This window comes from Lysobacter sp. ISL-50, from assembly GCF_018612875.1.
Taxonomy (GTDB): Bacteria; Pseudomonadota; Gammaproteobacteria; order Xanthomonadales; family Xanthomonadaceae; genus Lysobacter.
In genome coordinates this window covers 19,758-38,444 of the sequence record NZ_JAGGRI010000016.1, presented here as the reverse complement: position 1 = coordinate 38,444, position 18,687 = coordinate 19,758, and the positions used below count along the sequence as shown (strand labels likewise).

17 protein-coding genes are annotated in these 18,687 nt (G+C 67.0%); 8 read left to right on the top strand and 9 right to left on the bottom strand.

Annotated elements, in window-relative coordinates:
- Positions 1-23 precede the first annotated feature (23 nt).
- From J7J50_RS09895 to sufT, 5 genes are all read right to left on the bottom strand, one after another.
- Positions 24-1,721 carry a hypothetical protein gene (locus J7J50_RS09895; RefSeq protein WP_215058225.1) on the bottom strand — a complete coding sequence of 566 codons (1,698 nt, stop codon included), beginning with the start codon at positions 1,719-1,721 and terminating at the stop codon, positions 24-26.
- A gap of 3 nt (positions 1,722-1,724) precedes the next feature.
- Positions 1,725-2,333 (bottom strand): hypothetical protein, encoded by a 609-nt coding sequence (locus J7J50_RS09890; protein WP_215058226.1) that lies wholly within the window; start codon positions 2,331-2,333, stop codon positions 1,725-1,727.
- A gap of 390 nt (positions 2,334-2,723) precedes the next feature.
- Positions 2,724-4,532 carry a S8 family serine peptidase gene (locus J7J50_RS09885; RefSeq protein WP_215058227.1) on the bottom strand — a complete coding sequence of 603 codons (1,809 nt, stop codon included), beginning with the start codon at positions 4,530-4,532 and terminating at the stop codon, positions 2,724-2,726.
- Positions 4,533-5,686: 1,154 nt separating this feature from the next.
- Positions 5,687-7,468, bottom strand: coding sequence for a S8 family serine peptidase (locus J7J50_RS09880; protein WP_215058228.1), 1,782 nt, complete (start codon positions 7,466-7,468; stop codon positions 5,687-5,689).
- A gap of 523 nt (positions 7,469-7,991) precedes the next feature.
- Positions 7,992-8,543, bottom strand: coding sequence for a putative Fe-S cluster assembly protein SufT (gene sufT / locus J7J50_RS09875; protein WP_215058229.1), 552 nt, complete (start codon positions 8,541-8,543; stop codon positions 7,992-7,994).
- 101 nt (positions 8,544-8,644) lie between these two features.
- On the opposite strand from sufT, the gene J7J50_RS09870 reads away from it, so the two are divergent.
- Positions 8,645-9,085, top strand: a complete 441-nt coding sequence (locus tag J7J50_RS09870) for a hypothetical protein (RefSeq protein WP_251044468.1) — start codon at positions 8,645-8,647, stop codon at positions 9,083-9,085.
- 14 nt (positions 9,086-9,099) lie between these two features.
- On the opposite strand, the gene J7J50_RS09865 is transcribed toward J7J50_RS09870, so the two are convergent.
- Complete coding sequence (locus J7J50_RS09865; RefSeq protein ID WP_215058230.1) at positions 9,100-10,554, bottom strand: PLP-dependent aminotransferase family protein; 1,455 nt, start codon at positions 10,552-10,554, stop codon at positions 9,100-9,102.
- A gap of 275 nt (positions 10,555-10,829) precedes the next feature.
- On the opposite strand from J7J50_RS09865, the gene J7J50_RS09860 reads away from it, so the two are divergent.
- The 4 genes from J7J50_RS09860 to J7J50_RS09845 all read left to right on the top strand — a co-directional run bounded on the left by J7J50_RS09860 (position 10,830) and on the right by J7J50_RS09845 (position 13,804).
- Positions 10,830-11,702: an AraC family transcriptional regulator gene (locus J7J50_RS09860; RefSeq protein WP_215058231.1), complete on the top strand. Its 873-nt coding sequence runs from the start codon at positions 10,830-10,832 to the stop codon at positions 11,700-11,702.
- Between the two features lie 252 nt (positions 11,703-11,954).
- Positions 11,955-12,455, top strand: coding sequence for a hypothetical protein (locus tag J7J50_RS09855; RefSeq protein ID WP_215058232.1), 501 nt, complete (start codon positions 11,955-11,957; stop codon positions 12,453-12,455).
- The gene (locus J7J50_RS09850) at positions 12,445-13,056 is read left to right on the top strand and encodes a cytochrome P460 family protein (protein WP_215058233.1); all 612 of its coding nucleotides are present in this window, start codon (positions 12,445-12,447) and stop codon (positions 13,054-13,056) included. The genes J7J50_RS09855 and J7J50_RS09850 overlap by 11 nt, the downstream gene beginning before the upstream one ends.
- A 274-nt stretch (positions 13,057-13,330) precedes the next feature.
- Entirely contained in the window at positions 13,331-13,804 is a 474-nt protein-coding gene (locus J7J50_RS09845; RefSeq protein WP_215058234.1) for a DUF1456 family protein, read from the top strand.
- Between the two features lie 48 nt (positions 13,805-13,852).
- On the opposite strand, the gene J7J50_RS09840 is transcribed toward J7J50_RS09845, so the two are convergent.
- Together J7J50_RS09840 and J7J50_RS09835 are read right to left on the bottom strand one after the other, a co-directional pair.
- A complete protein-coding gene (locus J7J50_RS09840) occupies positions 13,853-15,286 on the bottom strand; it encodes an NAD(P)(+) transhydrogenase (Re/Si-specific) subunit beta (protein WP_215058260.1) in 1,434 nt (477 codons plus the stop codon).
- A 131-nt stretch (positions 15,287-15,417) separates the two neighbouring features.
- Positions 15,418-15,723: an NAD(P) transhydrogenase subunit alpha gene (locus J7J50_RS09835; RefSeq protein ID WP_215058235.1), complete on the bottom strand. Its 306-nt coding sequence runs from the start codon at positions 15,721-15,723 to the stop codon at positions 15,418-15,420.
- Positions 15,724-16,160: 437 nt separating this feature from the next.
- Between J7J50_RS09835 and J7J50_RS09830 the strand changes: the two genes are divergently transcribed.
- Genes J7J50_RS09830 through J7J50_RS09820 form a run of 3 tightly spaced genes read left to right on the top strand, consistent with a single transcriptional unit; the run spans position 16,161 to position 17,677 of the window.
- Positions 16,161-16,724, top strand: coding sequence for an RNA polymerase sigma factor (locus J7J50_RS09830; RefSeq protein ID WP_251044471.1), 564 nt, complete (start codon positions 16,161-16,163; stop codon positions 16,722-16,724).
- Positions 16,721-17,158, top strand: a complete 438-nt coding sequence (locus tag J7J50_RS09825; RefSeq protein WP_215058237.1) for a hypothetical protein — start codon at positions 16,721-16,723, stop codon at positions 17,156-17,158. Before J7J50_RS09830 ends, J7J50_RS09825 begins: the two co-directional genes overlap by 4 nt.
- A gap of 6 nt (positions 17,159-17,164) precedes the next feature.
- Positions 17,165-17,677, top strand: a complete 513-nt coding sequence (locus J7J50_RS09820) for a DUF3106 domain-containing protein (protein ID WP_215058238.1) — start codon at positions 17,165-17,167, stop codon at positions 17,675-17,677.
- 676 nt (positions 17,678-18,353) lie between these two features.
- Here the strand turns inward: J7J50_RS09820 and J7J50_RS09815 are convergent.
- Positions 18,354-18,623 (bottom strand): hypothetical protein, encoded by a 270-nt coding sequence (locus J7J50_RS09815; protein WP_251044467.1) that lies wholly within the window; start codon positions 18,621-18,623, stop codon positions 18,354-18,356.
- Between the last annotated feature and the right edge of the window lie 64 nt (positions 18,624-18,687).

Genomic DNA, 18,687 nt, shown 5'->3' with positions numbered 1-18,687 from the left:
TCTCGTACCGTTCTTCAAGCCGGTCAGCGATGCATCCGCACGACCGGTGCTTCCATGTGTTGAACGCGTTGCTGGTCCATCTGTTGCTGCGCAGCCAGTTGTTCATGTCTATCCACCGTGGCGACCGCTTCGGCGCGTATCTCCCGTCCCGGCGGCAGGTCGGCCAAGGTCTGGGTCATCTTGCGGAAGCTGGCATCGTCGCCCGACCGCGCCGCGGCCAGCATCCGATCCAGGTAGGCGTGGAAGTCGTTCGTGGGCGAAAGCTCCTGCTGCGCGTTGGGCGCGTGAGCGGGGACGCCATCGTTCGGCTCGCCGCCGTCCCTGGATTTTCCGGGCGACGAACCCGGAGCCGCAGGGACATGCTGATGGCTGTTCTGACTCCCGGGCGGCGTATTGGTATGGTCGAAATGATGCAGGGCCGGCGGCGATTGGCTGGTGTCGTAATAGGACTGCGGCGTGCCGGGGTTGGCGGTGAGCGTAACGCCGTTGCGCTCCATCAAATCCTCGCGCAACCGAAGCTGCCCCATGTCGATCTGCATCCGCGGCGCCACGCCGTTGATCGGGTGCGCATGAGCGCGCTCGCTGGTGATGATGTTGGTTACCGCATTCGCGCCGTAGTAGTTCGGGTAGTCGGAGTCGCCGTGATGGCCGATGCCGGTGGTCTGATGCCGGGTGAATCCTGGGGTGCCTACCGGCGGCTTGTCGAAGTAGTTCTGACCCATCTGCGCCACGTTGGCGGGGGTCATAGATAGACTGGCGTCGGAATTGAAGGTTAGACCGGGGCGGGCTTGAGCTTGTTGAGGATTGGACTGATCGCGCTCAACGAAGTCGAGTACCCGCAAAGTTTTATAATTCTTGGCTAAAGCCCATATGTCCGTGAGGTCAGCGCCGGGCTTTATTTGCTGCTCACGGCTGAGTAACGCATTCCATCCGGCAATTTGGGCTCTAGCCTCGTCCTCTCGCCCCGCTTGGATCACAGCGCCAATGGGAGAGGTGTAGTCGTTGACCGGATTGGTATCCCGCGCGATCTGCCTAGCCAGGTTGTACGCGTTGTCGGTTGCGATTTTCTTGCCCGCAGCATTGAAGCCATGCTGGATTTCATGCCCCAATACGAAGGTAAGGTCTTCCGAACCGAAGCTGGCGGGAGGCACGGCCAGGCTGCTCGGCGGAAGGCTCATTGTGCGAGTCGTAGGGTTGTAGGTGCCGCCAGCCACCGTGCCGCTGAGCGAGGCGAAATGCTGCAAGGGTGCAGCTTGCCCATGACCCGGCGACGTGACGGCCCGCTTTACTTCGGCGGCCAGCACCGGCGATCCGTTGATGGTGGATTGCAGGTTGGTCACCATGTCCTGCGTTACCGCCCGGGTGATGCTGGCGGCGTCCACGTAACTGGTGTGAGCGAAGCGCAGCGACATGTCCTGCACGCGCAATGTGGCGATAAGGTCCACGCTAGGCGTAGTTCCGATTGGCGAGAAGTCGGTAGCCGGCAGCGTGACCACGGCCGATGCGATGTCGTAGGTTCCCGCCAGATTCGCAGTTGAACCGGCTTGCGACAACGCAAAGCCTTTGAGTTGACCGTTGGCCGCATTCTGATTGAGCTGTTGCAGCAAATTTGCATCCCAGGTGATGGCGGCGCGTAGCTGCGCTTCTTGATCAGGATTGATGCCGGGTTGCGCGGCAAATTGTCTAACTGCAGCCTGTAATTGTTGATTTAGGCTTGGCATGGCTTAATTTCCACTCATCCGGCCTACGCTGATCGCTTCTACACAGGCATGATGCCGCTTCGCTTCAGGCATATCGGCTTCGCGGCGCTCGCGAACCAGCACTCCAACATTGCCGCGCGTGAAAATATAGCCCGGTAGCCGAAAGAACCGGCGTTCCTCCGTCGTCCCATCCGGATTTACAGGAGGCATCGGGGAGTCGTATTGCGCCAAGTCTTCACGCTCTACGAACCCCACCTTGTTCAATTCAGCGACATAGGCATCTAGATCCATACCGCAAACCCTGGCCATATCGGCGCGGCCATCGTCATGGTTGAATTCAAAGGCTGCATTCGTATAGCGCGGATACTTGGCATCAATACGATAGCTAAAACTGTATTGCCAGCCGGAGTCTGGCATACGCAAGATCAAGTAGCCTCCACTCGTCTCAGGGGCGTTCACCATCGGCAAGTGCATCATGTCTTGCAAGCGCTCGACTGACAGATCATCAAACGACTTCAAGCTGTCGATCAACTTCAGGAATCGCCGACCGACCTCTTCCGGCGTCAATTCCGGAAATTCGTCCAGCGTGTGCAGACGCGGAGTACCCGTCGAATCGGGGCTGGTCGTGTTCATGGCGGCAATTTCCTCGATCGGCACAGGCGCGGGCCGACTGGTCGAATGCGCACATGCGGACAACGCCGCTAATAGCAGTGTCGAAAACATGAGTGGGTAACAAGCCATGGCTTGCATGGTACCCACCGGCAGCCAAGCCGCAACTCAACGTTTGGGCTCCTGCTGGCACACGCCTTGCCTAGCCCGCCGAACTTGTGCGCACGCAACACAATGACGATGCCGCTACCACTGATGAAGTTCCGCATCAGCCCGCAGCTGGATGTGCTGTTACTCACCCACTGCGGCGCAAAAAGAAACCCCGGCCGAAGCCGGGGTTTCGCTGCATTCCCTTGCCGCCGCGCAGGCGGCATACGCGCGGCCGGATCGCTCCGGCCGCGCGTAATCCGATCATCAGAACGTGATGCTCCAGGTGTCGATCTTGCCGACGTCCAGCGCGGCGCGATCGGCGGCGCGCAGCTTCCAGGTACCGTTGAGCGCTTCGCTCGACAGATTGACCTGGAAGGTGCCGCTGACGTTGTCGCTGCTGCTGCCGGTGCGGTTGTGGATGTTGTAGACCGAACCGTCCGGCGCGATCAGATCGACGATCAGGTCACCCTTGTACGGATGCACGATGTTCACCGAAACCGAGGCATTGCTCGGCGCGTTACCGGTACGGCCCGACACGGTGATGCTGCTCGACACGCCGGTGGCGTTGTTGTCCGGAATGCTGACGTCGGTGCCGTTGGTGTAGGTCTGCGTGCCGGTCGGCGGCGTGGTGCCGGCGGCCGCGGCGACCGCGGCGGCGGCGTCGATCAGGCCCGGGCCGCAACCGCCGCTGCACTTGCTCGTCGGGATCGGACGCGCGGTGCTGGCCAGCAGCGCCTGGATCTGCGCGGAGGTCTTCGGCGTCGCAGCGGCGGCCTGCATCAGCGCGACCACACCGGCGACGTGCGGCGACGCCATCGAGGTGCCCTGCATGTAGCCGTAGCCGTTGTTGGCGACGGTGGACAGGATGCCGTTGGGATCGCCCTCGAACGACTGCGCGCCGCCCGGCGCGGTGATGTCGATGCTCGCGCCCCAGCTGGAGTAGTACGAACGCGCGCCGCTCTTGTTGCTGGCGGCGACCGAGATCACGCCGTTGCAGCTGGCCGGCGTCGCGCCGGCGACGTCGATGTTGCTGTTGCCCGCGGCCGCGACCACGACCGAGCCGTTGACGATCGCGGTGTCGATCGCGGCCTGGTACGCCGGCGTGTCGCTGCACGGCGCGTCGCCGCCCAGCGACATGTTGATGACCTCGGCCGGGTTGGCGTTGGCCGGCACGCCGGCGACGGTGCCGCCGGAGGCCCAGACGATGGCGTCGGCGATGTCGGAATCGCTGCCGAAGCCCTGGTTGCCGAGCACGCGCAACGGCACGACCTTGGCGTTGTACGCAACGCCGGCCACGCCGGCGCCGTTGTTGGTCACCGCGGCGATGGTGCCGGCGACGTGGGTGCCGTGGACGACGTTGGAGGAATCGTTCGGGTTCGAATCGCGGCCGTCGCCGTCGTCGGATTTGCCGCAACCCGGGCTGGCGCCGGCCTGCTGGCATTCGGCGTTGCTGAAGCCGGTGGTGGAGCTGACCATGTCGTAGCCGGGCAGGATGTTGGCGTTGAGATCGGTATGCGACAGGATGCCGCTGTCGATCACCGCCACCACCACGCCGGTGCCGGTGCTGGTGTTCCACGCGGTCGGCGCGCGGATACCCACGGCGCTGTCGGCGTAATGCCACTGGTCGCCGAAGCGGGTGTCGTTGGGCACGGCCAGCGCGTGGCGGATGCCATCGATCTGGACGAACTCGACATTGGAATCGGAGGCGATCTGGCGCATCACCGCTTCGGCTTCGTCGCGGTTGAGGGCGACGTCGCTGGCCACGACCTGCGCGCCTGGCAGCATCATCCGGCGCACCGAGCGCAGGCCCAGCTTCTTGCCCTTGGACGCGGCCGGCAGCGCGGTGCGCGAGGCGGCGCTGCTCAGCGACGACGACACTTGCACGTCGCTGCTGGCGGCCGCGCTGTCGTTCTTGTACTTGACGATGAAGCGGCTGTACGTGCCATCGGCCTTCAGACCGGCCAGATGTGCCTGGCCGGCGATGGCCGGCGCGGCGACGACGGAACCCAGCGCAAGCGCCGTGGCTGCGGCGAGCAGGTGCAAGCGATGATTGCGGTTCGAGCGGGAAGTCATGTGGTGGAAACCCCAAGTAAGCGCCGGCATGCGGCGAAGTGGAACGTTCTTCCGGCGAATTTCGATCTTGCTTGCAGCCCGGAGAACGCTGCGATGGACGCGGACGACGCCGCGAAGCCGGGTTCCAAGCTAACGGTTCGGAAAAATCCGCGGCAAGGCGTCTGGGGAAAATTAATGCGCCTTCAAGACGCTTGCCGTCACACATCTACACACTGATTTTGTGTTGGGGACGACAACGAAAAAGTGCGAAATCACCCTACCCGTGTGCGAGATTATTCGTTGGAGGATCGCGATCGCGAGTAGCTGATGGTGGATGCTGGGGGTTACTTCCACTGATTGAGTGGTGTCTGATGCTATCGATGGCACATGTCATGTGCATTGGCAGTTGGGTGCGTCGAATGGGTCGTGCTGCTTCGATAGTGATGGCGATGCCAGCGTAGGCGTAGGCGTAGGCGAAACATCTTGCCGGTGACCGGTTTCGGCTTGCTATCTGTCGGCCATCGCGGCGGCGAAAACGGATACCCGAACTTCGGCTGTAACCGAAGCCCGGGTCCGTCCTCCAACACCACGCAGGAGCCTGTTCGGCCTGCTGTTTCCGCAGCCCACGCGAAGCGATGCGTCGCAGCAGGTCGAGGTCAACGCAGTCCCGGACTTCCGACCCCCGCCGGAAGTCCGGGTGCGCCCCCACACCATGAGTTGTATCGGGACGACGGCCTAATAACCTGCGTCACCTCGTCACCTCGTCACCTCGTCACCGCGTCACCGCGCCGACTGTCCCGTCTCCGCTTCTTTGCTCGTCATTCCCGCGAACGCGGGAATCCAGGGTCTTTCGTGCGAGAACCTTTGAAGTCGCTGGATACCGAAATAAAGCGGAGCCCGCGTTCGCGGGAATGACGAACCGGGGGTTTTCCCGAAACCTTGAACATGCTCCAGGCCGCCGTCCTTGTGATCAAAACTACGCAACCCCTCACCCCCACACCATCAGACGCGTCTGAAAGCACACTCAATACACCATAAACGCGAGTGTCCGCTCTCGACATCGCATAACGATTTCGCAGCCTCGCCTTCGCCGCATCTCACCGCCAAAACAAAACCCCGGCCGAAGCCGGGGTTCCGTGGAATCCAAAGCGGCCGCGAACGGCCGCCGGCCGGATTCAGAACGTGACGCTCCAGGTATCGATACGGCCCACGTCCAACGCCGCGGCATCGGCCGCGCGCAACTTCCACGCACCGTTGAGCGCTTCGCTCGACAGATTGATGGTGAAGGTGCCGGTGACGTTGTCGCTGCTGCTGCCGGTGCGGTTGTGGATGTTGTAGACCGAGCCGTCCGGCGCGATCAGATCGACCTTCAGGTCGCCCTTGTACGGATGGATGATGTTGACCGAAACCTGCGCGTTGCTCGGCGCGTTGCCGGTGCGGCCCGACACGGTGATGGTGCTCGACACGCCGGTGGCGTTGTTGTCCGGGATGTTGTAGTCGGTGCCGTTGCTGTAGGTCTGCGTGCCCGGGTTGGGGTTGCCGCCGTCGAGCGCATCCAGCGCCGCCTTGGCGTTGACGATGCCCACGCCGATCGGCTGGTCCGGCGTGGCCGGGAAGGCGCGCGCGGTGTTCTTCAGCAGGGTCTCGATCTCGGCCGGGGTCTTCGGCGTCGTCGCCTTGGCCTGGAGCAGCGCGACCACGCCGGCCACGTGCGGCGTCGCCATCGAGGTGCCGCCGTAGGAGGCGTAGCTCTCCGCGCCCGGCGTGGTGGTGCCGGCGTTGAGCGTGGACAGGATGTTCGAGCCCGGCCCGGCCACATCGACCACGGCGCCGTAGTTCGACTTCTGCGTGCTGCTCCACACCGAACGCGCACCGGCGCTATCGACCGCGCCGACGGTGATCACGCCGGTGCAGTTGGCCGGACGCGCGTTGGAGGCGTTGCCGTTGTTGTTGCCGGCGGCGACGACCACGGTCACGCCGCGCGACACCGCGCCGTTGATCGCGGTCTGGTAGGTCGAACCGCAGGTGCCGCTGCCGCCCAGGCTCATGTTGATGACTTCGGCCGGATTCGGATTGGCCGGGATGCCCGACACGGTACCGCCCGATGCCCAGGTGATGGCGTCGGCGATGTCGGCCAGGGTGCCGCCGCAACGGCCGAGCACGCGCACCGGAACCACCTTGGCGTTGTAAGCCACGCCCGACACGCCCTTGGCGTTGTTGGTCACCGCGGCGATGGTGCCGGCGACGTGGGTGCCGTGCCAGCTGGAGTTGCTGTTGTAGCTCACGCCGCAATCGGAGCCGACGAACCAGTCGCCCTGGTCGGCGGGGTTGGAATCGCGGCCGTTGCTGTCGCGCGCGGCGGTGGCGTCGCTGATGAAGTCGTAGCCGCCGATGATGTTGGCGTTGAGATCGCTGTGCGAGGTGATGCCGGTGTCGATCACCGCCACGACCACGCCGGTGCCGGTGCTCACGTCCCAGGCCTGGGTCGCGTTGATGCCCGAGGCGGTGGTGTAGCCCCATTGCTCGCCGAAGCGGGTGTCGTCCGGGGTGAAGAACGCGGTCATGCGCGCGTTGGGCTCGACGAACTCGACGTTCGGGTCGGCGGCGATCTGGCGCATCAGCGATTCGGCTTCGGCGCGATCGAGCTTGCGCGCGGCGCGCACGACGTCGGCGCCGATCGAGGTGCGGCGCACGTGCTTGAGACCCAGCGCGCGGCCGTTGCCGGAGAAGCCGGTGGAGGCGGCGCCGAGCGAGCTTTGCAGGGTGGCTTCGTTGCTGCGCGCGGCGCTGCCGTCGCGATACTTGACGATGAACTCATCCTGCTGGCTGGCGTTGGCCAGGGCGGTGAGGTTGATGCGATCCGCTGCGTAGGCCGATACGGCTACGCAGGACAGGGCGGTCACGGTGGCAGCGGCAAGCGCATGCTTGCGCAGTGCGCGCATGGAGCGGTCGGACATGGATGAAACCCCCAAAAACTGAAGTGCCGCGTTACGGCGTTTACGCGTGGTGGTCTGGGCGGCCACGTCCCTGTCTGCACACCACAGCGTCCACGCTGTTTGTGTACGGACTCGATGCTGTCCCGGCCCGCGCTAACACGCTACGGGGCCAGTTGTAGTGCCAACAAGCACTCAACGCCGTTCATGCAGGGGGTTATATGTGAGATGTGTCCCACATTTAGATTTTTTTGGACGGTGTTGTCCTGGCCGGATCGGGCACACGCAGTTTGTTGCGGCGCACTAAAAATGCGTCGCATCGGATGACAGAGTGTGCGGATGGATGCGGTTTTGTTTTCCTACGTTTTAAGTAGGAAATTAGCTCCGCGGATGAAGGCGCACAGCGACAGCGCAGGCGCCGGACGGCGCGCTCACGGCCGGCGTTCGAGGCAGAACCTGCTCTGCCCCATGTCTGTGTTTCGGGTGTTTTTACTTGTCATTCCCGCGAACACAGGGAATGACGGGCGCAGAGGCTTCGAGCCCGCCCTCAGAGCATCCCGGTCTCGAGCCGCGCCGCCTCGGACATCATGTTGCGGTTCCACGGCGGATCGAACACCAGCTCGACGTCGGCCTCGGCCACGGTCGGAATCATCTCGAGCTTGCTGCGCACGTCATCGACCAGGATGTCGCCCATGCCGCAGGCCGGCGCGGTCAGGGTCATGCGCACCTCGACCATGCGCTGGCCGTCGTCGCGATGCTTGACCACGGCCTCGTAGACCAGGCCCAGCTCGACCACGTTGATCGGGATTTCCGGATCGAAGCAGGTGCGCAGCTGCTTCCACACCAGTTGCTCGACCGCATCGTCGTCGGCGCCGGCGGGCAGTTCCAGCGGCTCCGGCGGTTCTTTGCCGATCGCGTCGGCATCGAGGCCGGAGATGCGGAACAGATTGCCCTCGACGAACACGGTGTAGCTGCCGCCCAGCGCCTGGGTGATATAGCCCACGCTGCCCGCGGGCAGGTTGACCTGCTCGCCTTGCGGCACGAGGACGGCGGCGCAATCGCGCTCGAAACGGACGGGTTCGCTGCTGCGGGAATACATGGCGGAAAGATGGGGATGCCGTGCCGCAGCACAAGTCGCGACATTCTACCGGTCGCGGCCGGCTATGCTGTAGGGCTTGCCCCGTCCACAGTGTTCCGCCCATGACCGTCGCCCCGCCCGAACGCTCCGCCGCCACGCCCGCCCGCGGCCGCCTGAGCCTGTTCTCGTGGCTGATGCTGGCGCTGGGCACGTTCGGCTTCGCCGCGTTCTGGGTGCTGCTGTCGCTGGCCTTCGACCGCCAGTACCACTGGATGGCGGTGATCGGCGCCCTCGATATCGCCTGGATGCTGCGCCTGGCCGGCTGGCGCCCGGGCCCCCGGCGGGCGCTGGCGGCGCTGATCGCGACCGCGCTGATCATCGTGACCGCCAACTGGGGCATCGCCGCGGGCCAGATCGGCGTGCTGATGGGGCTGGACCCGGTGGCCTCGGCGGCCAAGCTGGGGCCGCATTTTTTCTGGAACCTGTTCCAGCTGGCCAACAGCGGCCTGGAACTGGTGTGGCTGGCGATCGCGCTGGCGGTGGCGGCGCTGGCTTCGCGCTGACGCCGCGGCCGTCCTCAGACCGCCGCGTCCTCGAACGCCATCTCCTGCAGGCAACTGGCGAACAACTTCGCCGCCTCCTCGATCTCGGCCACCGACAAGGCGCCGTAGCCGAACAGCAGCCCGGCCCGTTCCAGCGGGTGGACGTAGTACGGCGCGATCGAATACAGCCCCAGGCCGCGGCTTTGCGCATAGGCGATGAAGGCCTCGCCCTCGGCCGCGTTGCGCCCGCGCAGCCACACCACCAGGTGCATGCCGGCATGCGAGTCGTCGATCCGCACGCCGTCGCCGGTCAGGCGCCGTAGCGCGCCCAGCAGCGCGTCGCGGCGCTGCTTCAAGGTCTTGGCGGTGCGGCGCAGATGGCGTTCGAAGCCGCCGTCGGCGAGGAAATGCGCGAGCGCGGCCTGCTCGATGCCGGGCGAGCCGAAATCGTCCACCCACTTGGCGCTGACGAAATCGTCGCGCAATCCCGGCGGCGCCACGATGTAGCCCAGCCGCAGCGACGGAAACAGCACTTTCGAGAACGTGCCGGCGTAGATCACCCGGCGGCTGTCGTCGAGCCCGCACAGCGCCGCGTGCGGCTGCGCGTCGTAGCGGAATTCGCCGTCGTAGTCGTCCTCGAAGATCCAGCAATCGTGGCGGTTGGCGTAGTCGAGCAGCGCGCGCCGGCGCGGCAGCGACATCAGCGCGCCGGTCGGGAACTGGTGCGAGGGCGTCACGCAGATCAGCCGTGGCGGCCGTTCGGGCAGCAGGTCGGTGCGCAGGCCGTCGCCGTCCACCGCCACCGGCACCAGCTTGGCGCCGTGGATCTGCAGCGCTTCGCGCACGGCGAAGTACTGCGGGTCTTCGATCACCACCTCTTCTCCTTCGTCGAGCACCACCCGCGCGGTCAGGCTGATCGCCTGCTGGGTGCCGGCGACGATGATCACGTCCTCGGGCGCGGCCTGCACCCCGCGGCGCAGCGACAGGTACTCGCACACCGCCGCGCGCAGCACCGGCAGGCCCTGCGCGGTCGGGTAGTTGGGCGGCGTGTAGGCGGCCGCGTGCGACAGCGCGCGCGCCCAGGCCGAGGTCAGCAGCGGATTGGTGAAGGGCACGCCGTACTGGAAGCTGTGCAAGGTGCCCGGCGCGCGCCGGCCGGGGATGTTGGCGTGGTCGTGGTAGCGCCGCAGCCGCCGCGAGTAGGCGCTTTGCGCGGCGATCCGCTGCGGCGGCTCGCTGCGCATCTGCACCGGCGAGCCCGGCAGGGCGACGAAACTGCCCGAGCCCACCCGCGCCTGCATGAAGCCTTCCGCGCGCAGCTGCTCGTAGGCCGCCAGCACGGTATTGCGCGACAGGCCGAGTTGCTGCGCCAGCAGCCGGGTCGGCGGAAACCGCACCCCGGCCGGCAAGCGGCCCCCCAGCACGGCGTCCTTGAGCGAGCGGACCAATTGGCCGTGCAAGGGCCCCCGGCCGTCCAACGGCAGATACATGGCGTGGCTCCGGATTGGCCCCCTCGGGCCCGGTCTCGCGCCGAGTGTGCCAAGCCAATCGGCGAGTTGCGAGACGGCGCCTGCGAGTCGGTCGTTCCCGGCACATCGACGGCACGAGACCGGCGCAATGCCGGATTGAGACGCCGATCCACGCCGAATCCGATTGGCTCCTTCGAGGCCAGGGTAATTGGCCCTCCTGATGACAGCTGCGGATGGCTAGCTTAGGGGCCAACCGATGTGGTTCCCCCCAGCCGCGATCCCCCGACGAGGGCCGCATGAGCCTGCATCACCACCGGATTCACTTCGCCGAACACCTGGATCTGTCCGCCGCCCGCCCAGGCCTGCACCTGATCCGCGCCTCCGGCCGCGCGGTCCAACTGGACCTGCCGGCCGGCTGGATGTCGCTGTGGCTGCCGCTGCGCGGGCCGCTGCGGCTGGAATCGACCGACAGCACCTGGGAGCTGGCCCCCGGCCACCTGCAGATCTGGCGCGACGGCCGCCTGCGCACCAGCGCGCGCCTGCCGTGCTGGTGGCTGTGCCTGAGCGGCCCCGAGCAGGCCTGGCGCCCGCATGTGCTCAACGCCCCGGACGAACAGAACAACGACCTGTTCCCGTGGGAGGGCGCGGCGCCGCGCGACGTGCAGCGGCTGATGGTGCGCCTGGCGCGGCTGGTCTCGCAGCCGGCCGAGCTGGCCGCCAACGGCGCCGCGCTGGTGCGCACGCTGTGCTCGCTGCTGCTGGAGCAGCAACGCGAACTGCAGGCGCGGCTGCCGCGCTGCAGCGGCCGCACCCAGCGCCGGCGCCAGCAGACCTTGCTGCGGCTGCTGCGGGTGCAGCATCTGATCCGCCGCCATCCGGAAATCCGCCTCGACCTCAACCGCCTGGCGCGCAGCGCCAACTACTCGCCCTGCCATCTGATCCGGATCTATCGCGAAGTGTTCGACGAAACCCCGACCGAATTCGCCGCGCGCCTGCGCTCGGACCGCGCTTGGCGCATGGTCCGCGAGACCCGCATGCCGGTGTGCGAGATCACCGAAGCGCTGGGCTTCGAAAGCCAGAGCGCGTTCTGCCGCGCGTTCAAGAACTCGTTCGGACTGACCGCGACCCAGGCGCGGCGGATGGAACGGCCGCAGGTGCGCGCGGCCTGAGTCGCGCGTTCCCGGTCGCGCAGCCGGGTATCCGCGCCATCCGTGCGGCACCGGTCGGGGTGACCAATGGGAGAGGCCCGCGCCGCCGCGATACGGCGAAATCGCGGGCATTCGCCTTCCGCACCGACGCCGCCGCTCCGGGCCGGCGGCAGGGAGGCTTCATCGCAATCGCAGCGTCCCGCGCCGTTCCGTCGTCGCACCGCACCCGCAGCACCGACGCATCCGTCCCTTCTCTCACTCGCGAGATCCGTCATGAACTACGCCGCACGCTCCACCCGCTCGTTGCCGTTGTGGACCGCGATCGGCGGCCTGATCGCGGGCACGCTCGACATCTGTTATGCGATCACCTACTGGGGCGTGACCGTGCACGTGCCGGCGCAACGCATCCTGCACAGCGTCGCCTCCGGCCTGATCGGGCGCGAGGCGGCGCTGGCCGGCGGCGCATCGACCGCGGCCCTGGGCTTGTTCCTGCATTACTTCATCGCCCTGGTGATGGCGGCGGTGTACGCCTTCGCCGCGACCCGGCTGGCGTGGATGCGCCAGCGCCCGTGGCTGGCATCGACCTTGTACGGGCTGTGGCTGTTCGTGGCGATGAACTTCATCGTCGTGCCGCTCTCGCGCGCCGGCGGCAAGGGCCTGCCCGACGATGTGGTGTGGATCGTGCTGAGCATCGCCGTGCACGTGGTCTTCGTCGCCTGGCCGATCGCCTGGGCGGTCAATCGCGCGATGAAGGGGGCTTCGAATGCGCGCTGACCGACGCGATCGCGCCTCGCACGGGCAAGCCGCGCGCAGCTTCGGCCTCGGCGACGCGGTGCTGGTCGCCGCGGTCGCCCTCGCCGTCGCGGTCGGCGGCATCGCCCAGGCCGCCGCCGCGCCGGCCGCGGCGCAGAGCGCCGACGCCGGCAAGGACGCGCCCGCCATCGCCTACCCCGCCGGCTACGCGCTGTGGACCCACATCAAGAGCGGCCTGATCACCTCCGCCCATGCCGCCTATCCACGATTCGGCGGCCTGCACCACGTCTACGGCAACGCCGCCGCGCTGCAGGGGTTCCGCAGCGGCAACTATCCCGACGGCGCGGTGCTGGTCTACGACCTGTTCGAAACCCGCGATCACGGCGACGGCATCATCGATCAGGGCCCGCGCCGGCATATCGACGTGATGGTCAAGGACAGCCGCCGTTTCGCCGCCACCGCCGGCTGGGGCTACGCCGAATTCGCCGCCGGCCAGCGCAACGACCGGCTGAAAACCGCCGAACGCGACGGCTGCGCCGCCTGCCACGCGACCCGCCGCCAGCACGGCGATGTCTTCAGCGAATGGGCCAACCAAGCCGAAACGGCCGCGACCGGCTCCTGAGATTCCTGCGTTTCGCCCGGACTGTGCACGGTCCGGGCGCCCGTTCGGGCCGCGGCCCGAGCGCCTGCCCGACCCGGCCCGCCGAGGCCGATCCGCCCGGACCTCGCCCGAAATGCGAGAATCCGCGTTCACCGACCGCCCCGAGCCACGCCCGACCACCGCGCCGGGCGCCGCATCGACGACGGCATCGCAGAACGAATCGGCCTCGCGCCCCGCGCACGGGGCCCGCAGGCATCACCACCGGCGCCACGGGCCCGGCCCGGCAGGACAGACCATGATCAACAACGATGTATTGCGCAGCATCCGCTACATGCTCGATCTGAGCGACAACAAAGTCGTGGAGATCGTCCATCTGGCCGACGCCGACTTCCCGATCGAAAAAGCCGACGTGCAGGCCTTCCTCAAGAAAGACGAAGACGAAGGCTACGCGCCCTGCGACGACGCGGTGCTGGCGCGTTTTCTCGACGGACTGGTGTTCCATTACCGCGGCCGCGACGAAAGCCTGCCGCCGCGACCGCTGGAAAAGCGCGTCAGCAACAATCTGGTGCTGAAGAAACTGCGCGTGGCCTTCGAGCTGAAGGACGTGGACATGCATCAGGCCTTCGCCGACGCCGGTTTCCCGGTGTCCAAGCCGGAGTTGAGCGCGCTGTTCCGCCAGCCCGACCACAAGAATTTCCGCCTGTGCGGCGATCAGATGCTGCGCAATTTCCTCAAGGGCCTGACGCTGCGCATCCGCGGCGGCAACTGACGGCCGCCGCGGGCGCGCAATCCGCGCCCGCCGGACCGCGACGAGGGCTCAATGCCCGCCGTCGAGCCCCTTCAACTCCGACACCAGCGCGCTGGCCATCTCGGCGCCGTCGCCGTAGAGCATGCGGGTGTTGTCGGCATAGAACAGCGCGTTCTCGATGCCGGCGAAACCGGTGCCCTTGCCGCGCTTGATCACGATGGTGTTCTTCGAATTGACCACGTCCAGGATCGGCATGCCGTAGATCGGCGAGGACGGATCGGTCTTGGCGACCGGATTGACCACGTCGTTGGCGCCGATCACCAGCGACACATCGGTGTTGGCGAATTCGGGATTGATGTCGTCCATGTCGGCGATCAGGTCGTAAGGCACGCCGGCCTCGGCCAACAGCACGTTCATGTGCCCGGGCATGCGGCCGGCGACCGGATGGATCGCGAATTTCACCTTGACCCCGCGATCCATCAGCTTCTGCGCCAGTTCCCAGATCTTGTGCTGCGCCTGCGCCACCGCCAGGCCGTAGCCGGGCACGATCACCACGCGTTCGGCGAAGGCCATCATCGCGGCCACATCGCCGGCTTCGATGGGCTTCTGCGTGCCGCTGATTTCCTGCGCCTGCCCGCCGCCGCCGAAGTTGGAGAACAGCACGCCGCTGATCGGCCGGTTCATGGCCTTGGCCATCAGGCGCGTCAACAGCATGCCGGCCGCGCCGACCATGGTGCCGGCGATGATCAAGGCCTCGTTGCCGAGCACATACCCTTCGAACGCCACCGCCAGACCGGTGAAGGCGTTGTACAGCGAGATCACCACCGGCATGTCGGCGCCGCCGATCGGCAGGGTCATCAACACGCCGAGCGCGAGCGCGGCGACGAAGAAGGCGATGATCACCGGCACGTTGAGGGTCATGAACGCGGCGATGCCGAGCACCAGCACCGCCAGCGCCACGATGGCGTTGAAGATCTGCTGGCCCGGGAACACCACGCGCCGGTCCAGGCGTCCGTCGAGCTTGGCCCAGGCGATCACCGAACCCGACAGCGAAATCGCGCCGATCGCCGCGCCGATCACCGCCAGCACCAGGCCCACGGTCGGGGTCTGCATCGCGATCACGCCGCGTTCGATCTGCGCCTGCAGCGGATCGGCCGGCATTTGTCCGGACAGGCGCAGCAGTTCCACCGCGCCGATCGCCGCCGCCGAGCCGCCGCCCATGCCGTTGTACAGCGCGACCATCTGCGGCATGTCGGTGATGGCGACTTTCTTGCCCGAGACCCACGCCAGGATCGTGCCGATGCCGACGGCCAGCACGATCAGCGCCAGATTGTGCAGGCCCGGCAGGAAGAACGTCGCCACCGTGGCGATGACCATGCCCGCGCCGGCCCAGCGGATGCCGCTGCGCGCGGTGACCGGCGAAGCCATGCGTTGCAGGCCCAGCAGGAACAGCGTCGCCGCGACCAGATAGCTGCTCTTGACCAGAATCGATAAGACATCCATCAGCGCGCGCGCTCCATAGAACGACAGCTGCCCGAGCGGCAGCAGGTAACCGAAGAAAGCAGGAGCGGCGAGCAGCCCCAGGCCGGCGAGAACGGCCGCGGCGGCCGCGGCGTATCGAATGAACCGATCATTCAACCGCCCGCCTTGCCGGCCGGCTTCTTGCTGGACTTGAACATCTCCAGCATGCGTTCGGTCACCACGTAGCCGCCGGCGGCGTTGCCCGCGCCGAGCAGCACGGCGAGAAATCCGATGGCTTTCTCCAAGGTGGTGTCGGCGTGGCCGAGCACCATGATCGCGCCGATCAGCACGATCCCGTGGATGAAGTTGGAACCCGACATCAGCGGCGTGTGCAGGATTACCGGCACCCGCGAGATGATCACGTGGCCGGCGATACCCGCCAGCATGAAGATGTACAGCGCCACGAACCCGTCGCTCATCCGATCTTTCCCCATGCGGTGTCATCCGCATCATAACCGTCCGTGAATACGGCGCCACCGCTGTCAACCGATCCGGGGCGGGGGCGTTTCCGGTTTGTGTAAGCGCCGCACATTCCGGTGCAGGTAAATGCCGATGCCGAACGCGACGAACCGCCATACGCGCCCCGCCCTTCCGCCCGGCCGCCGTTGAGGGACCCCAGGTGCTGCTACCGCCAAGCGCCCGTATGCTGGAGGCCGTGAGCGTCGAAAACGACCCGCTGCCGCCGAGCGACCCGCTCGATCACCGCTACGACCAGCGGCGGAACGGGCGCGTGCGCGAAGGCGGGCCGGCCGAACCGGGCTCCGCCCCGTCCGAAAGGCCGCGCGATCGCGCGCCGCCGGACGCGCCCGCCCCGGCTTCCGCCGCGGACCCGGCCTGGCACGACGACGCGGCGCCGCTGGAAGCCGTTGGCGGATTCGAGCCCGAAGCGGCCGCGCCGGCGGCGCGCCTGCCGGCGACGATCGAGGAATTCCTCGCCGGCCTGGGCACGCGCGCGTTCCGCTTCGCCGAACTGGGCCTGCGCCATCGCGAAGACGCGCTGGACGCGGTGCAGGACGCGATGATGAAGATGCTCGGCTACCGCGAGCGCCCCGCCTCGGAGTGGACGCCGCTGTTCTGGAGCATCCTGCGCAGCCGGATCGTCGATATCCAGCGTCGCCGCACCTTCCGTCTGCGTTGGCTGATGCCGGCTCCGCGCGACGACGACGATGCGCCGATGGACTGGGCCGACGACGGTCCCGACCCGCAGCGCACCCACGACGGCCGCGAGGCCTACGGCAAACTCGCCGACGCGCTGGGCAAACTGCCGCGCCGGCAACGCGAGGCGTTTTCCTTGCGGATTTTGGAAGAACTCGACGTCGCCACGACTGCGCGGGCGATGGGTTGCAGCGAAGGCGCGGTGAAAACCCATCTGTCGCGCGCGCGCGAAGCCCTGCAGCGGCAATTGGAGGAATGGCGATGAACACCCACGAACACTCTCAGGACCGCGCAAGCCCGCCTGCGGATGCGGACGCGCGCTTCGACGCCGCCATGCGCGATCTGCACGCGCACGCCGTCGAACGCGTCAGCCCGCAGATCCGCGCCCGCCTGCGCACGATCCGCAGCGAGGCCGCCGCCCAGCCGCATCGGCGCGGCGGCCTCCTCGGCTGGACCCTGGCCAGTTCCGGCGTGGCCGCGGTCGCGCTCGCGCTGGGCCTGCAGTTCGCCGGCAGCGGCGCTCCGCCCGGCAGCGCGCCGGTCGCGACCGGCCCGGCCGTCGTCGCGTCCACCAACGCCGCGCCGGCCGAGACCGGCTACGACCCCGACACCGCGGTCGCCGCGCTCGACGAAAATCCCGATCTCTACCTGTGGCTGGCGTCCAACACCGACGCCCTGCCCCGGACTCACACGGAGTAAACCGCCATGCGCCGCTTCGCCCCGCTACGCCGCGCCGGATTGGCACTCGCCCTGGGCGCGCTCGCGCTGCCCGCCGCGCTCGCCCCGGCCTGGGCGGCCCCGCCGCCGGGCCCGGCCGCCAAACCCGCGGTCAATCTGCCGGCCTGGGACCAGCTCAGCCAGGCCCAGCGCGAACAACTGATCGCACCGATGCGCGACCGCTGGAACAGCGCGCCCGAAGAGCGCCCGCGCATGCTCGAACACGCCCGCCGCTGGCAGCAGATGACGCCGGAAGAGCGCCAGGACGCGCGCCGCGGCATGAAGCGCTGGGAGCATCTGAATCCGGAAGAGCGCGGCCAGATGCGCGCGCTGTTCGGCCACATGCGCGGCCTGGACGACAACGCCCGCCGCGCGCTGATGGAGAAGTGGCGCACGATGACGCCGGAACAACGCCGCGCCTGGGTACAGGCCAATCCGCCGCCGCCGAAGCCGGAGCGGTCGGATCGGCCGGATCGGGGGCCCATGCCGCCTCGGGATTGAGTGATGCCGGGCTATAGGGAACGCAGATTCAAAAGTACAGAAACAGCGTTCCCTCCGGCCGTCATTCCCGCGAACGCGGGCTCCGCTTTACTTCCGCGGAGCCGAACATCCAGAGACTTCAGCGTCATCCTTCCAGATTCGTCATTCCCGCGAACGCGGGAATCCAGTGACTTCAAGCGTTCTCGCACGAAGAGCCCTAGATTCCCGCTTTCGCGGGAATGACAAGCAAAACGACTTCAAACGTTCTCGCACGAAGAGCCCTGGATTCCCGCCTTCGCGGGAATGACAAGCAAAACGACTTCAAACGTTCTCGCACGAAGAGCCCTGGATTCCCGCTTTCGCGGGAATGACGAGCAAAACGACTTCAAACGTTCTCGCACGAAGAGCCCTGGATTCCCGCGTTCGCGGGAATGACGAGCAAAGGCGAAGGCCGGCATCGGATGCCCGACGCACGACGCAGCAGAACACCGCGGAACTCAGAACTCAGAACTCAGAACAAAGCCAGCGTGATCGGCCACCGCAGCGCCTACCCACTCCAAGTTCCACCGTCATCCCCGCGAAGGCGGGGATCCAGGGCTTCATCGGGGCAGGACCATGAAGCCTCTGGATCTCCGCTTTCGCCGGGACTTCAAGCCCACGCGCCGGTTCACCGCGCGAAACAGCGCGCAGCCCCGCCCTACTTCAGTTCATCCTCGACCCGCGGCGCATCCGGCCGTTGCCGGTCCAGCGATTCGCGATAGCGCACGCAGCCGCGCAGGAACGCCGGCCATTGCGGCACCGCGATCTGCGGTTGAATCCGCTCGGGCAACAGATTCCAGAGCTGCGGGTGATGCCAGCACAACGCGTGCCCGCTGCTGTCGCGATGCGCGCGGATGCCGGCGCGCAGGCGCCGCACTTGCTCGCGCAACTCCTGCGCGCTCATCGATTGCAGGTCTTCGTCCATCATCGCCGCCTCGCCGTCGCTGATCTGGACCCGAGCCTGCGGCCTGCGGCGTTAATTCCATGCGTGC

Bases quoted from the DNA above. Each gene is read 5' to 3' on its own strand.
- J7J50_RS09845 (WP_215058234.1), top strand. From the start codon at position 13,331: ATGATCAACAACGATGTATTGCGCAGCATCCGCTACATGCTCGATCTG.
- J7J50_RS09840 (WP_215058260.1), bottom strand. From the start codon at position 15,286: ATGGATGTCTTATCGATTCTGGTCAAGAGCAGCTATCTGGTCGCGGCG.
- J7J50_RS09820 (WP_215058238.1), top strand. From the start codon at position 17,165: ATGCGCCGCTTCGCCCCGCTACGCCGCGCCGGATTGGCACTCGCCCTG.
- sufT (WP_215058229.1), bottom strand. From the start codon at position 8,543: ATGTATTCCCGCAGCAGCGAACCCGTCCGTTTCGAGCGCGATTGCGCC.
- J7J50_RS09815 (WP_251044467.1), bottom strand. From the start codon at position 18,623: ATGATGGACGAAGACCTGCAATCGATGAGCGCGCAGGAGTTGCGCGAG.
- J7J50_RS09890 (WP_215058226.1), bottom strand. From the start codon at position 2,333: ATGAACACGACCAGCCCCGATTCGACGGGTACTCCGCGTCTGCACACG.
- J7J50_RS09870 (WP_251044468.1), top strand. From the start codon at position 8,645: ATGACCGTCGCCCCGCCCGAACGCTCCGCCGCCACGCCCGCCCGCGGC.
- J7J50_RS09860 (WP_215058231.1), top strand. From the start codon at position 10,830: ATGAGCCTGCATCACCACCGGATTCACTTCGCCGAACACCTGGATCTG.
- J7J50_RS09850 (WP_215058233.1), top strand. From the start codon at position 12,445: ATGCGCGCTGACCGACGCGATCGCGCCTCGCACGGGCAAGCCGCGCGC.
- J7J50_RS09885 (WP_215058227.1), bottom strand. From the start codon at position 4,532: ATGACTTCCCGCTCGAACCGCAATCATCGCTTGCACCTGCTCGCCGCA.
- J7J50_RS09825 (WP_215058237.1), top strand. From the start codon at position 16,721: ATGAACACCCACGAACACTCTCAGGACCGCGCAAGCCCGCCTGCGGAT.
- J7J50_RS09835 (WP_215058235.1), bottom strand. From the start codon at position 15,723: ATGAGCGACGGGTTCGTGGCGCTGTACATCTTCATGCTGGCGGGTATC.
- J7J50_RS09855 (WP_215058232.1), top strand. From the start codon at position 11,955: ATGAACTACGCCGCACGCTCCACCCGCTCGTTGCCGTTGTGGACCGCG.
- J7J50_RS09895 (WP_215058225.1), bottom strand. From the start codon at position 1,721: ATGCCAAGCCTAAATCAACAATTACAGGCTGCAGTTAGACAATTTGCC.
- J7J50_RS09880 (WP_215058228.1), bottom strand. From the start codon at position 7,468: ATGTCCGACCGCTCCATGCGCGCACTGCGCAAGCATGCGCTTGCCGCT.
- J7J50_RS09865 (WP_215058230.1), bottom strand. From the start codon at position 10,554: ATGTATCTGCCGTTGGACGGCCGGGGGCCCTTGCACGGCCAATTGGTC.